Annotated in this window: 11 protein-coding genes; 8 read left to right on the top strand and 3 right to left on the bottom strand. The window is 42.9% G+C overall.

Annotated features, from left to right (window positions below; all coding sequences use genetic code 11):
• Positions 1 to 6: 6 nt before the first annotated feature.
• Both QN079_RS13470 and QN079_RS13465 read right to left on the bottom strand, forming a co-directional pair.
• A complete protein-coding gene (locus QN079_RS13470; RefSeq protein ID WP_289229935.1) occupies positions 7 to 1,803 on the bottom strand; it encodes a sensor histidine kinase in 1,797 nt (598 codons plus the stop codon).
• Positions 1,800 to 2,405 (bottom strand): YesL family protein, encoded by a 606-nt coding sequence (locus QN079_RS13465; protein ID WP_005234068.1) that lies wholly within the window; start codon positions 2,403 to 2,405, stop codon positions 1,800 to 1,802. Before QN079_RS13465 ends, QN079_RS13470 begins: the two co-directional genes overlap by 4 nt.
• Positions 2,406 to 2,640: 235 nt before the next feature.
• Here QN079_RS13465 and QN079_RS13460 point away from each other — a divergent pair, with 235 nt between their 5' ends.
• The 6 genes from QN079_RS13460 (at position 2,641) to QN079_RS13435 (ending at position 9,382) form a co-directional block, all read left to right on the top strand.
• Positions 2,641 to 3,582 carry an ABC transporter permease gene (locus tag QN079_RS13460; protein ID WP_005228459.1) on the top strand — a complete coding sequence of 314 codons (942 nt, stop codon included), beginning with the start codon at positions 2,641 to 2,643 and terminating at the stop codon, positions 3,580 to 3,582.
• Positions 3,583 to 3,597: 15 nt separating this feature from the next.
• Positions 3,598 to 4,530, top strand: coding sequence for a carbohydrate ABC transporter permease (locus tag QN079_RS13455; protein WP_005228460.1), 933 nt, complete (start codon positions 3,598 to 3,600; stop codon positions 4,528 to 4,530).
• Between the two features lie 21 nt (positions 4,531 to 4,551).
• Entirely contained in the window at positions 4,552 to 6,300 is a 1,749-nt protein-coding gene (locus tag QN079_RS13450) for a type 2 periplasmic-binding domain-containing protein (protein WP_289229934.1), read from the top strand.
• Between the two features lie 142 nt (positions 6,301 to 6,442).
• A complete protein-coding gene (locus QN079_RS13445; protein WP_010749930.1) occupies positions 6,443 to 7,099 on the top strand; it encodes an SGNH/GDSL hydrolase family protein in 657 nt (218 codons plus the stop codon).
• Positions 7,096 to 8,562, top strand: coding sequence for an alpha-L-fucosidase (locus tag QN079_RS13440; RefSeq protein ID WP_005228463.1), 1,467 nt, complete (start codon positions 7,096 to 7,098; stop codon positions 8,560 to 8,562). The genes QN079_RS13445 and QN079_RS13440 overlap by 4 nt, the downstream gene beginning before the upstream one ends.
• Before the next feature lie 10 nt (positions 8,563 to 8,572).
• Positions 8,573 to 9,382, top strand: a complete 810-nt coding sequence (locus QN079_RS13435; RefSeq protein WP_289229933.1) for an alpha/beta hydrolase — start codon at positions 8,573 to 8,575, stop codon at positions 9,380 to 9,382.
• Between the two features lie 82 nt (positions 9,383 to 9,464).
• Here the strand turns inward: QN079_RS13435 and QN079_RS13430 are convergent, their stop codons facing one another.
• Entirely contained in the window at positions 9,465 to 10,682 is a 1,218-nt protein-coding gene (locus QN079_RS13430) for an amidohydrolase family protein (protein ID WP_289229932.1), read from the bottom strand.
• A 175-nt stretch (positions 10,683 to 10,857) separates the two neighbouring features.
• On the opposite strand from QN079_RS13430, the gene QN079_RS13425 reads away from it, so the two are divergent.
• A complete protein-coding gene (locus tag QN079_RS13425) occupies positions 10,858 to 12,969 on the top strand; it encodes a glycoside hydrolase family 65 protein (RefSeq protein WP_289229931.1) in 2,112 nt (703 codons plus the stop codon).
• Positions 12,970 to 13,047: 78 nt separating this feature from the next.
• The gene (locus QN079_RS13420) at positions 13,048 to 14,388 is read left to right on the top strand and encodes a hypothetical protein (RefSeq protein ID WP_289229930.1); all 1,341 of its coding nucleotides are present in this window, start codon (positions 13,048 to 13,050) and stop codon (positions 14,386 to 14,388) included.
• The last annotated feature ends 161 nt before the right edge of the window (positions 14,389 to 14,549 follow it).

Below are 14,549 nucleotides of genomic sequence, written 5' to 3'. Positions count from 1 at the left end.
GCTGTTTTAGTGAGGAGAAGATGAATCTTGGCTTAGATCGTGGATCCGCAAGGTGACTTGTGTGCCGCTGCCCAACACACTCTCGATCGTCAAGCCGTATTCAGGTCCATAAAACATTTTGACCCGATGATTGACGTTGGCTAGCCCAATGTTCTTTTTGGCATGGGTGGAGGGCGTCTTGATTTTTTGCTGCAAGCGTTCGAGTTTTTCTGGCGGTATCCCGCTGCCGTTGTCTTGTACCACGATCACCAGATCATGGCCGTCTTTGGTAATCGTCAAACGGACAAACCCTGGATAGGTGATGCCTTCCAAGCCATGGGAGATGGCGTTTTCCACCAATGGTTGAATCAGGAGGGGCAATATTTGGACTTCTTTTTGGTCGATCTCATTGGAGACTGAATAGGAAAAGTTGACTCGATCGCCAAAGCGCATCCGCTGGATCTTGACATACACGTGAACCGCGTCTAAGGACTCTTCTAAGCTCGTTCGCTTGGTTCCGTGGGCTTCTAGCGTATAGCGCATCGATTTTGCCAGTAACTTGATGGCATAAACGACGTCAGAATTGCCAGAAGTCAGCGCCATCATACGAATCGTTTCTAATGTATTGAACAAGAAGTGGGGGTTGATCTGCCCCGCTAAGATATTAAATTCCATTTGCTGCTGCTGAGTCAACAGCTCTTGCTGTGCCAAACGTGAACGGTAGATCTCTTCTTCTTTTTTCTTGATTCGTTGAATGATCTTGTGGAAATCAAGAGAGATCTGTGAAATCTCGTCTTCGCCGCTGATATTTTGAAAGAAATCATAATCCTCGATCGAGGCAAAGTAGACCGCCTGCTGCAGTTGAGAGATTCGTTTGGTAAAGAATCGAGCAAAGAGAAAGACGATGATGAAAGTAGTGATCAAAATCACCAAAACGATCGTGCTCCACCGGATCAGATTGGTGCGTAGATTGCGATAGGCATTTGTATCCGCACTATAAATCGTGATGATATCTTCTTTGTTACTCATGGGTAAGGTGCTTTTGGTGAGCATCACCTTGGTACCATCATTTTTTAAAAAGGCAGCACTCGTTTGCGGCTCAGAAAGAGCTGTCAGCTGTCCCGGTTCCCCAACTTGATTGATTTTGTCGCTATAAAAGATGACATCATCATTTAACTGTAATTCCAATTCATAGGATGAATTACGAAGTCGGTTACTGAGATAATTGTAATCGACTTGGATCTCCAAAACGGCTGTTTCTTTTGATAAAGGCAAAGGCAACGTTTTATAAAGACTCAAACGATTTGCTTTGTAATCCTCTGGCATCGTCATCAAAAAAGCATCGGGTTGCTTGAGCGCTCGTTGGTACCAGGCGGTCGCTTGAATCGTGTCATCTGCCTGTTGAAAATATTTATAGTTCGGAATGGTTTGATTCGTTGTATAGATGGTTAATTTCGCAATCGAGGTTTGAAGATTTCTGATCTCATCTAGCTGATCATAGCTATTGATGTCCACAATCGCTTCTTGGTCGTCAAGGTAATTGGCAGTTAAAAGCTGACGTAGATGGGTATCGTTTGATAAGGAACTCGCCGTGTTTGTCAGCGTGTTTGTTGTATCAAAAAGAACAGATTTGACACGCTGAGCATTCAACTCTGCCAAGTGCTGGTAATTGCCTGTCAGCTGTTTGGTTGAATCGTAGACCAATAAGAGACCTATAGTTACTGTGGATAAAAAAACAACAGGTAGATAAAGAATGAACAATTGTCGCCGAATGGAAAACTGACTCAGACGACGAAAAAGTGAGAGATGACTAATTCTTTTCATGCTTGTTGATTACGAAAGATAGAAAGCAACAGGAACGAACTACAATAAATAACAAAAGAAAAACCAAAAATCAACAAGAGAAATTTAAACAACGGAAATAAAACAACAAAACAAAACGCAGCGATAGGAATAAGTGCGAGGGCTAACGAACGGATAGGGTCCGCGATCGGTAACAGAAACGCATTTTTTAGTGTTTGCCTAAAGCTGTTTTCATAACGTCCAATTAAGGCAAGGCAATAGACTAACACAATAAACAGATAAATAGCTGTAACAATTAGAACGAAAGCAAAAATACTGGCAAGAATGGTTTTTGAGGAAAACCAAAACAAGCTACTATACAGTAGTGCTACCATGGGGAGCCCAAGAAGGAGAAAACTACCGGTGGCTTTCATAAAGTTTGCTCGTAGCGCTCGCACATAGCCTACAATCAATTCACCACGCTCCTCATCCGCATAACGAATCGTCACTTCATAAAGGGCAGCTGTCGCAGCACCAATTGTAATAATTGGCAAACAGCTAATGATATATAGTAAATTTAACAATGTGAATTGTGAAAAAACGGTGGTTATTTTGTACAGTTGACCATCAGGATTGTACTTCATTTTTATCCCTCCAAAATTGATATATTCCTATAGTACTCGCAAAAAACAAATTTTGAAAGCCTTGCCATTTGAGCGGTTTCTAGCGAAAACATTGATAGATCAACGTTCTTTATAAATAAAAGAAAAATGAAGTCTAAAATGTACGGATTGACCTCTATTTTTCACAGGTGGCAAATAAGCATTCAGGTGCTAGTATTAAAAATGTAAAAGCGGTTACAAAAAAAGGGGGAGGAAAATGGAAAGTAAACTAAGCAGTGTCCCAAGAAAAAATAAGCGGGTGACACGAGAAGGGAAGATTTTGTTTTTATGCATCGTTCCCTTTCTGATTCTCGTGTTTTTGTTCTCTTATTTTCCTTTGCACGGATGGATTTATTCACTTTATGATTACAAACCAGCATTAGGTTTAGCGCGCAGCGAGTTCGTAGGCTTCAAATGGTTTCGACTTCTTGTCTCTAGTCCAACACAAGTGGATCAGATCGTACAAGTAATGAAAAACACCTTTGCCATGAGTTTTTTAGGGATCGCCACTTCGATCCTACCAGTAGGCTTCGCCATTTTACTGAACGAAATCAAGTGCAAATGGTTTAAAAATTTGGTCCAAACGCTGACCACGCTGCCGAATTTTATCAGTTGGGTTTTGGTGTATACGATTGCCTTTAGCTTGTTTTCTTCAACAGGGCTGGTAAACACGTTGCTGCAAGAATGGGGCTTCGTTACCGATCCAGTCAAATTTTTGGATAGCGGCAATCATACGTGGCTGATGATGTGTCTTTGGAATATTTGGAAAGGCTTGGGCTGGGGTGCCATCATGTATCTTGCAGGCATTTCAGGAATTGACCCCGAATTGTATGAATCGGCACGAATCGATGGGGCGAATCGTTTCCACCTGATGCGTCATATCACACTACCTGCCTTGATGCCGACGTTCCTTGTGATGTTGATGCTGTCTATCGCCAACTTGCTGAACAACGGAATGGATCAGTACTTTGTCTTCCAAAATGCATTCAATCGAAACACGATCCAAGTCCTCGATTTGTATGTCTACAATTTAGGGATGGGCGGAAATAGTCTATCGCTAGCGACCGCGATCAGTATGCTAAAAAGTGTCATTTCTGTTGCCTTGTTAGCCATCGTCAATATTGCTTCGAAAAAAATTCGGGGGACATCCATTATTTAGAAGAGGAGGATATCAATGGAACTATCGATTAGTGAAAAGAAAAAGGCGAAAAAAGTACGCAAACGTGAAAACCTGACGTTTAGTATCCTCAACTATACCTTTTTCTTTTTGATTACGTTGATTTGCGCGTATCCCTTTTATTACTTGATCATTAATTCAATCAGTAATAATGAGTTGAGTGCGTTAGGCCAAATTCGCTTTTTTCCACAAGAGATCCATTTTGAAAACTATAGTCAAGTGTTACAGCTAAAAGGATTGCCTCTAGCCGCAACGGTTTCGGTGGCTAGAACGGTGATTGGTACCGCCGCGACTGTCTTAGCTTCAGCCTTCTTAGGCTTCATGTTTACCCAAGAAAAAATGTGGAAACGAAAATTTTGGTATCGCTTTGTCGTGATTACAATGTATTTCAATGCAGGGTTGATTCCATTATTCATCACGATGAAGACATTAGGTTTAACGAATAACTTTTGGGTCTATATTTTGCCGGCTGTCGTTCAGCCCTTTAATATCATCTTGGTGAAAACCTATATTGAGTCGATCCCCAAATCATTGCAAGAAGCAGCTGAAATGGATGGAGCTGGCATCATTCAAGTATTCTTTCGGGTAATTTTACCCAACTGTACGCCGATTTTAGCAACAGTAGCGATTTTCTCGGCAGTGGGTCAATGGAATTCCTTCCAGGATACACTGATTTACATTACGGATCAAAGTCTCTACTCCTTGCAATACCTTCTTTACACGTATATCAATCAAGCCAATTCGTTGGCACAAATGGTCAAAAATACCTCGGGATCACTTTCTAGCATCGCTTCAGCAGCAACAACGCAGACGCCGACGTCGATCCGCATGACCGTTTCAGTCATTGTTGTTTTACCAATCATGTTCATTTATCCGCTATTCCAGAAGTATTTTGTTAAAGGAATTATGTTGGGTGCGGTGAAAGGCTAATAAAAAGAAAGAGGGAAGAAAATGAAAAAAATGTCCAAATATGTAGCAACAGGTTTGTTAGGCATGACATTGCTAGGTAGTTTAGCCGGCTGTGGAGGAGCAGCTGAATCTGAGACAGATGCTGCTTCCAGTGAAAGTGGCTACGATGAAACGATCACGATCGATGTCTATAATGGGCTAGCCAACTATATGGGGATGCAAGAAGGGTGGTTTGCCAAAATCGTGCGGGATAAATTCAATATGGAATTGAACATCATCGCACCAAACGTTGCTGGAAACGGTGATACCCTTTATCAAACGAGAACGGCAGCAGGCGATTTGGGTGATTTGATCATTGTTGATAATGGCCAACAATACAACGAATTGGTTGAAGCAGGTTTGTTGACCGATGCGAGCGAGTATTATGAAACTATGGAAAACGTTCAGCGCTTCGATGCGGCTGTTCAAAATCTAAACAAAGATGCCGATGGGCTGTATGGCTTTCCAACTTCTGTTTCTACCTTAAAGGCCACCGATCCTTCAGAAGGATTAGACCCTACATTTGGTGCTTACGTGCGTTGGGATCTTTATGGGGAGCAAGGATACCCAGAAATCGGGACATTGGAAGACCTGCTTCCTGTGATTCAAAAAATGCAAGAAGACAATCCAACAACAGATTCTGGCAAAAAAGTGTATGGTTTTTCTCTATTCAGCGATTGGGACGGCAACATGATGAATGCAGGCAAACAGCTTGTCACCTACTATGGGTACGATGAATCAGGATTTGTCTTGGCAAAAGCCGATGGATCTGATTATCAAAGCATTCTCGATAGTGACTCTGAATATATTCGTGCACTTAAGTTTTACTTCGAAGCCAATCAAATGGGCTTAGTTGACCCAGAATCAACAACACAAAATTACGATACACTTTTTGCAAAATTCCAAGAAGGACAAGTGTTATTCTCATGGTGGCCTTGGTTAGGTCAAGCGGCATTTAATACGACCACGAACTTGACTGAAGGAAAAGGCTTTATGTTGGCACCGATCCAAGATCAAAAAATCTTCTCTTATGGTGCGGAAGTATACGGTGGCAAACAATTTATCGGGATCGGTTCTAATGCCGAAGACCCAGAGCGAATCGCAGCCTTCATTGACTGGCTCTACTCATCAGAAGGTGTGTTAGCAAATTCTTCTCAAACAAGCGGCAGTAGTGGTCCAGAAGGGTTGACTTGGGAAATGAAAGACGGCGAGCCTGTCTTAACTGAGTTCGGAAAACAAGCATTGCTAGATGGTGATGGGGATGTGCCAGAAGAATACGGTGGCGGAAGTTACAAAGATGGCGTATCTGCACTCAACGTCAATACGGTATTACCGATCGATATCAATCCTGATACAGGCTTCCCTTATGCTTATACGATGTGGGAAAGCTACCAAAATGAAACAACCGATCCTGTAAAAGAAGATTGGTCAAAAAATATGGGTGGTGTAGAATCCACCATTGGCTATTTAGAGGAGAACGACCAATTGTTAGTTGCCCCTGGTGCCAGCTATGTAGCGCCAGAAGATAGTTCAGAGATCTCTACGTTGCGTAACCAAGCCAAAGCGACGATCATCGAGTACTCTTGGCGAATGGTTTTTGCCAAAGATGAAGCAGAATTTGATCAATTGCTAAAAGAAATGCAAGAAACAGCAGATGGTCTTGGCTATCAAACCGTTTTGGAATTTGACATGAACAATGCAAAAGATCAAAACGAAAAACGGATAGAAGTAGCGAAAGAATTTGGGGACTAATCAAAAACAAACAAAGAATCGCTCGAGTGATTTGCCAACGGTTCCTTGGCAAAAGTGAGTATACAGCCTTTGGATAAGCAATCACTTAAGAAGATTGATCCAGCACCAGCGGATCAGTCTTCTTTCTTTAAGGAGGAAAACAATGATAGTGGATAAAAAAGATCGCTTGCTTTTTATGGGGGATTCGATCACAGATAGCAATCGAAATTATCAAGCGATACCCGCAGGTTGGTCTTCATGGGGGGACGGCTATGTTCATCTGATCAACGCCTATACCACAGCATTACTCCCGCAAATGGAATTAATGATCGTCAACCGGGGTGTCAGTGGGGATACGGTTGTCGATTTGAAGAAGCGCTGGAAGGATGATGTGTTGGCATTTCATCCAGATTGGGTAACGATCATGATCGGTGTGAATGATGTGTGGCGGCATTTTGATGGAACCTTTGCTCAAACGGAACTAGTGGGGATCGAGAGATTTGAATCAGAGCTGCGTGATTTGATCGAGCAGACCTTGCCAAATGTCAAAGGGATGATTCTTTTGAGCCCGTTTATGGTTGAAGCCAACAAAGAAGATCCATTAAGAAAAATGCTTGCCAATTACCAACAAGTGCTTGCCAAAGTAGCGCAAGAGTATGGTATCCTTTTAGGGGATACGCAGGAAAAGTTTGATGATTTTTTGCTTTATCAATCATCCTATGTCTTAAGCAGTGATCGCGTGCACCCCTCGACTGCAGGACATGTGTTGATTGCAAAAACATGGCTGGAAACAGTCGGTATTTTGGAGGAAAAACAATGATCACAGTAGAAACGATCCAGCAAGTCGCACATCAAGGCCCCTTTTTTCCAAATTGGCAGTCATTGGGCGCTTTTGTTCTACCGGAATGGTTCCGCAAAGCAAAATTTGGGGTCTTCATTCATTGGGGACTGTACAGTGTTCCAGCCTTTCACAATGAATGGTATTCAAGAAATATGTACATCAAAGGCCATCCAGAATATGATCACCATATTGAAACCTATGGTCCACAAAAAAACTTTGGCTACAAAGACTTTATTCCGATGTTTACCGCAGATAAATTTGATGCAAATGAATGGATTCGCTTGATCAAACAAGCCGGTGCCAATTATCTTTTTCCCGTTGCAGAACATCACGACGGGTTTCAGATGTATAAAAGCGAACTGTCTGAATGGAATGCGTCAGTTATGGGGCCGAAAAAAGATATTCTTGGGGAACTAAAAGAAGCAGCAGAGGAGCAAGGCCTGCATTTTTGTACCTCCTCTCATCGTGCCGAACATTGGTTTTTTATGGGACACGGTAAGGATTTTGACAGTGATATCAAGGAGCCGTTGGCAAAAGGCGACTTTTACTGGCCAGCGATGCCAGAGCCAGACCATGAAAGTCTCTTTAGCGAGCCATACCCGTCAAAAGAATTTTTAGATGATTGGCTGCTTAGAACCTGTGAACTCGTCGACAACTATCAACCAGAGCTGCTGTATTTTGATTGGTGGATCCAACATGAAGCCTTCAAGGAGCATTTGCAACTTTTCGCTGCTTACTATTACAATCGTGGGGCTGAATGGGGCAAACAAGTTGGTATTTGCTACAAGCACGATGCCATGATGTTTGGTAGCGGTATCGTGGAGATTGAACGGGGGAAATTTGCCGAACCACAACCTTTTTACTGGCAAACAGACACAGCAATCGCTCGTAATTCATGGTGCTATACCACGACATTGGATTATAAAACAACACGTGAGATTTTACAGGATTTGATCGAAGTCGTCAGTAAAAACGGCAATCTCCTTTTGAATATCGGGCCGAAAGGGGATGGTTCGATCCCAGAAAAAGATCAAGCGATCTTAAAAGAAATCGGTGCGTGGCTGGATGTAAATGGTGAAGCCATTTATGAAGCGAAACCATGGCGCAAAGCAGGGGAAGGGCCCACGACCGTAGTTTCGGGCCAATTTCAAGAAGCACAGGCGACGACATACACGAGCCAGGATTTCCGCTTTACGGTTCAGGGGGATTCGTTGTATGCGATTGGCATGGCAAGTCCTGAGAATGGACACGCAAGGATCCAAGCACTGGCACAATCCAAAGACCAAAATTTGCCAGAATTTCACGGCATCATCAAAACCGTCACGATTCTAGGATACGAAGAACAGCCTGTTGATTGGCAAGTGACCGATGAAGGCTTGCAACTAACTTTTGAACCAATTGAAACCGACCAACCAATTGTCTATAAAATTACAATGAAATGAGGCGCAACCCGTGATACATGAAAAAAGATCTGCACTTTTACCAGAAAGCCAAGCAAGTTTAACTACCTATGTCATCGAAAATTCTCCTGAAATGGAACCAGATCGTGTCCGACCAGCGGTCATCATCTGTCCTGGCGGCGGCTATGAAATGTTGTCGGATCGTGAAGCGGAACCTATCGCCATCAAAATGATGAGCTTTGGGTTCCAAGCCTTTGTGTTGCATTATAGTATCAAACCGGCTGTCTATCCGTTAGCCTTAAAGGAATTGGCTGCTGTCGTTCGTCTTGTCCGCACCAATCATGACACCTGGCATGTCGATCCTGAAAAAATCATCGTTGCTGGTTTTTCAGCTGGTGGCCATTTAGCTGCTAACTTGGGTGTGTCTTGGCAGCAACCTTTTCTAGCAGAGGCTTTACAAGGAGCCAATGAAGAATGGCGGCCTAACGGGTTACTATTGAGCTACCCAGTATTATCTAGTGGAGAACTTGGGCACCAAGATTCCTTCCGTTCATTATTAGCAGATCGTTACGAAACAGAAAAAGCCGCCTTGTCTTTAGAGACTTTAGTCAATGAACAGACACCACCAACGTTTCTTTGGCATACGTTAGAAGATGGATTAGTCTTGGCGGAAAACAGCCTCCTTTTTGCCGAACAGCTGCGCAAATTTGATATACCTTATGAGCTACACATTTTCCCTCGGGGCGGTCACGGGTTAAGTTTAGGAACGCCAGAAACCGCCAACAGCGATCAACATGGGATCGAAGCGTCGGTTGTCCGTTGGCCAGAATTATTTGCTGATTGGGTAAAATGGAATTTTTGAGAAACGTTTAATGATCGAAAGAAATAAGCCATTGTCTGCTGAGTTCAGACAATGGCTTTTCTTTTCGTTGTTATCAGATAGTTTATTCAGCTGAAAAGACAACCGTTCCTTGATAAAAACTTTTGCTGACGAAGCCTTTGCGGGCAACGAATTCTGCCGTACAAGCAGCTGGTGTCAGCAAGAAATCAGCCGAATCACCAACCTTAGGCCATTGCTGCGCACCGTTTTTATCTAAGGGCACTTTGCCATCAGTAACCAGACCTAGGGCTTGCGTCAAGTCTTCCTGACTTTTGACGGCAAAAATCTCTAAATAGCGCGCCAGCTTTTCTTGTAAAGAACCGTCGCCAAGAGAAGACCAAGAATCATAGACATTGTCGCAACCGATATGAACAGCCACGCCATAGCTTTGCAATTCCTTCAGTGGCGGGATCGTTCCTGGGCTGATGGGAATACTTGAAATGATATGGATCTCTAAGTCTGCTAAGGCTTGAAAGACTTCTTTGCGTTCTTCTCCCTCAAAGTCATTTAGACCAAAGGCGTGACTGATCGCTACTTTTCCTTGCATATTGAATTCCTTCGTCAAACGAATCATTTCTTTGACGGTCGCTCTGCCAGCTTCTTGCCGATCATGAAGATGGAGGTCAATACCGACATGCCCTTTTTGAGCAAGTTCAAAAGTTGTCCGTAAGGAAGTTTTATAATCTTGATCGAGTGTATAAGGATCAACACCGCCAATATAAGAAGCTTTGCCCGTTGCTAAGGCTTCTTCAATCAAAGAAGCTGCATTTGAGCGCAATAAGCCATGTTGTGGGAATAAGACCAACTCCGAGCCAAAAGGTTGTTCGGCGACTAATTCAGTGATCGCATCAAAATAACGCAGCTGAGTCATTGGTTCAATATCGATATGTGAGCGGAACATCACCGCACCGTGAGGTAGTTCTAAATCAATCAGCGCTTGTCCGCATTCTTTGATTGATAACGGTAAGGCATCTAATTGGGGAATCTCAGTTTCAAATCGTTCCACCAAGCTAGCTGCGGGCGTTACTGGACGCCAAGGAGTACCTAATTTACTTTTGTCCAAATGACAATGTTTTTCGATCAATCCTGGCAACAATAACTGATTTTCCCCATCAATGATCGTCGCTCCGCTTGCTGCCTGCCATTCGGACATCGGCACGATCTCCGCTATTTTTCCATCATTGATCCCGATTGCTGTATTTTCTGTTTTGGTTCCATAAGACCAGTCGCCTTCTTTTAAATAACTCGTCTCAAGTTGTACATTTGTAAGCCATAAATCCAAGAAATCGCCTTCTTTCGTGTTTGCTTCATGGTATCATACATTCGCTGCTCGGCTCTAAAGAGATGCTTGTGGCAAAAGGACTAAGAGCTGAGCCTTGCAATCATTGGCTAGAAGTGTAGGATAGAAACTAAGTGAAGATAACGAGGAATAAACCAAAAGACTTGGAGGATAAAGGATGAAGAAAAACGACTTTCTATTGACAGCTGATGAGCTGTCCCATCAGAAAATGGAGTATCTAGAAACATTGTTCGCTTTAGGAAATGGGCAAATCGGCGTCCGTGCAGGGCATCCTTTGAAGGTCAATCAACTGTATCCAGGAAATCCTGGGGCGTTTGTCAACGGCTTTTTTGACAGCGAGCCGATTCAGTATGGCGAATGGGCTTATGGGTATGCAAAAGAACATCAAACGATTTGCAAATTGCCAAACTTGCGTGGAGTTATTTTGAAAATCGGCGAGGAGGATTCTTCGGTTGAGGAATGGCAAGTCGAACGAACGCAAATGAGTCTTGCATTAGCTGACGGGATTCTGACGGAAAGTTATCGGATCAATACTCCGACCGGAAAGTCTTTTGAGTTGGGGTTAACTTCGTTTGCGTCAATGACGCGTAGTGAACTCTATGTTTGCCGCTATGAAGTGATAACAGCCGATTTTTCAGAACCGATCGAACTATCCCACAAATTAAATCAGCAATTCTCTGTCAATAAAACAGATGATCCTCGAGTTGCCAGTAAGAATCATCAATTGGAAAAAGAACAAATGGGCGCATACCAAGTATGGACAGCACCAAATAGTCAAAAGCAAATCGCTATTCGGCTGTATCAAGAAAAGCAGTATTTGACAGTTGGAGAACCGTCAACTTCGATTTTTCAGGTCAAATTGCTGCAAAGGTTTGGTGAGACACCATTTGAGCAGAAAGTCGACGAGTTTTCTGTCTTATTAAAAGAACAAGCGGATTACTATCGATCTTTCTGGCAAGCCAGCGATATTCAAATCGTGGGGGATGACTATTTGCAAAAAGGGATCCGTTTCAATTTGTTTCATTTGAACCAAGGTGCAGGGCGTGATGGGAAAACGAATTTCGCCGCAAAAGGGCTGACGGGTGAAGGATATGAAGGACATTATTTTTGGGATACAGAAATGTATCTACTGCCTTTCTTCATTTATACGAACCCCGAGATAGCCAAAAGCTTGCTTTCCTATCGTGCAAGTATTTTGCCGCAAGCAAAAAAACGAGCAAAAGAATTGAATCAAGCTGGGGCATTGTTTGCTTGGCGTACGATTGACGGTAATGAAACGAGTGCCTATTATCCAGCAGGTACAGCACAACTGCATATCAATGCCGATATCGTTTATGGTTTTCAATTATATGAACGTATCACGGGTGATCAACCCTTTATTGAAGAAACTGGTAAAGAAGTCGTTTTTGAAACAGCGAAATTCTGGTTTCATTATGGCACGTTTGTTGTAAAAGAAGGACAAGAGCGGTTTTGTATTCATGGAGTGACAGGACCAGACGAATACAGCGCTTTGGTAAACAACAATTTTTATACAAACAAAATGGTACAAAATAACTTACGCTATGCGGTCGAATTGGCCAAACGATACCATGTCTATCAAGAATTGATTGCCGATTGGGAAAAAGCAGCTGACTTGATGTACTTCGGTTACGATGAAGAGCGGCAGCTAACGAAACAAGATGATTCCTTCTTAGATCAAGCGCTGTGGCCATTTGAGGAAACACCTGCTGAGAATTATCCGCTTCTGCTTCACTATCATCCAATGATCATTTATAAGTATCAAGTATGCAAGCAAGCAGATACTGTTTTAGCAGAGATGCTGTTTACCCATGAATTTTCAGCAGATCAATTAACAAGAGACTATGACTATTACGAGCAGGTGACGACCCATGACTCCTCGTTGTCTCGTTCCATCTTTAGTGTGATGGCTAGCCGAATCGGCGACACTGAAAAAGCGTATCGTTACTTTATGGATACCGCACTGATGGATCTCAATGATTTGCAAAAGAATGTTGTAGACGGTGTTCATGCTGCCAATATGGGCGGCAGCTGGTTGAGTTTGATTTATGGTTTTGCTGGTCTGACCTATGATCGCGGACTTCACTTGGCGAATCATTTGCCACAGAAAATCGAATCACTGACATTTACGATCACTTATCACCAAGAAGCAATCAGATTGAAGCTTCAAGGGGGAGAAATCGAATGCCAGTTACAGCCGAATAGTAAATTAAAGGTGGTGGAGGATAAGAATGGCCTTTGGATTAAATAGAGGACTTGCTTATAATGACTACCTACTATCAAGAATAGAAAAAATAATAAGACTACAATCAATAGTAGAGGAATTTAGATGATATACAAAAAATCCCATACCGCACTTTTGATCATCAGCAATACGATCACGATCATCCCTTATCTTTATTTTTTATCTTTGAGCAAAGAGCAGTCGCTAAGTGCAGCATTAGCCTTTGCGCTCTTTTATACCTTTCGCATGACAGGGGTCTTTTTCTTACAGACGCTAACAGCGCTTTTTGCACCATCGCTGTTAGCAGCAAGTGTCTTGATCGGCGGCGCCGGCGCATTGGTGGGTATCTTGAGCACTTGGTGGAGCGTGGCACTCTTGCCAGCTGCTGGTTTGTTGGGGATCAGTGCTTCTTGGCTGCCGCCAGCTGATCTGATGGTACGCCAAAAAGCCAAGCTCACTGAACAGCCGCTGAAAAATGATTGGAAGGAGGCGCTGTTCTATCTTTTGGTTTTACTCTTTGCCTTACGGTTGCCTGATGACCTTCAAGGCATTGGTCTATTTGGCAGTTATTTTGCACTCTTTGTGCTGGCGGCTAAGAGTAGTCAAACCTTCAACAACCTCCCAAAAAGACCGTTGATGCAGCGCAACCAGTTATTCAACAAGCAGTTTTTGTTGTATTTCTTTTTCTTTCTCTTACTGTTTGGCTTGCGAGCAGCAAGGCTGATCAAGTCGAATGCCCTGTTTGAGTGGGCGATCACTGGCTTCTTGTTTCTCTTTGCTTTGCTGCTGATCACTTTAACGAAACGCAGCCGCTCGTGGAAACAGCCACTTCATCTAAATGTGCTCACCTTCATTCGTGGGGTGATCGGAAACTTTCTTTTTCTTTTCGGCTCGGTGTATGTTACCGGTCGACTTGGAGCACAAGCGTTAAGCACGCACGTTTACTTACCATATGCACTGGGCCTTTTTGGTGCCATGTTTTTCGGAGGAAAACTCGCTCATCGTTTAGAAAAACAGCTGGTACCAACATATTTACTTGGGCTGATGGCAGGTGTTCTTCTGTTCAGCAGCGACACACTGATTCCAATAAGTTTATTCGTCATTAGCTTCTTTAATGCGGGATTGAATCAATGGCTCACGAAACAGTATTTGGCGGCAAAACCCGAAGCAATCGAGCAGCAGAGTTTAGCCAAGTATGCCACACAAAGCAAAGGGAGTCTGGTACATCAATTTCTTTTGATGACACTCCTGTTTGTCATTCTTCGTTTTGAACATCAGCCGCTGGCTTTCTTGTTTCAGCTATCAGGAACGACGGCAACGAATCAGACCTCAAGGATCCAAAGCTTTTTAGAGCCAGCAAAATGGGGCTCGATTGCAGGAGTACTCTGTTTGCTAGTAGGTGGATTGGTGGTATTTTATCGGCAACTAAAGAAAACAAAAGTATAAGCGTCGTTAACTGACACTGTCTTATTTCTAGACAGTGTCTTTTTTTGAAATCGCATAAAAACCGAACGTTCAGCGTTTTATCTTCCTTTATGATAGTGAATTTTATTGCACTATTTTCGAATAGCGTTAAAATAAGAACATCGTGTTAGTGAAAAAGGAAC

This window comes from Enterococcus sp. FZMF, assembly GCF_030263915.1.
Classification (GTDB): domain Bacteria; phylum Bacillota; class Bacilli; order Lactobacillales; family Enterococcaceae; genus Enterococcus_D; species Enterococcus_D casseliflavus.
The sequence above is the reverse complement of the archived record's forward strand: the minus strand, read 5'-3'. Positions and strand labels throughout refer to the sequence as shown.

Coding starts and splice junctions, on each gene's coding strand:
- QN079_RS13470 (WP_289229935.1), bottom strand. CDS start 1,803: ATGAAAAGAATTAGTCATCTCTCACTTTTTCGTCGTCTGAGTCAGTTT.
- QN079_RS13465 (WP_005234068.1), bottom strand. CDS start 2,405: ATGAAGTACAATCCTGATGGTCAACTGTACAAAATAACCACCGTTTTT.
- QN079_RS13460 (WP_005228459.1), top strand. CDS start 2,641: ATGGAAAGTAAACTAAGCAGTGTCCCAAGAAAAAATAAGCGGGTGACA.
- QN079_RS13455 (WP_005228460.1), top strand. CDS start 3,598: ATGGAACTATCGATTAGTGAAAAGAAAAAGGCGAAAAAAGTACGCAAA.
- QN079_RS13450 (WP_289229934.1), top strand. CDS start 4,552: ATGAAAAAAATGTCCAAATATGTAGCAACAGGTTTGTTAGGCATGACA.
- QN079_RS13445 (WP_010749930.1), top strand. CDS start 6,443: ATGATAGTGGATAAAAAAGATCGCTTGCTTTTTATGGGGGATTCGATC.
- QN079_RS13440 (WP_005228463.1), top strand. CDS start 7,096: ATGATCACAGTAGAAACGATCCAGCAAGTCGCACATCAAGGCCCCTTT.
- QN079_RS13425 (WP_289229931.1), top strand. CDS start 10,858: ATGAAGAAAAACGACTTTCTATTGACAGCTGATGAGCTGTCCCATCAG.
- QN079_RS13420 (WP_289229930.1), top strand. CDS start 13,048: ATGATATACAAAAAATCCCATACCGCACTTTTGATCATCAGCAATACG.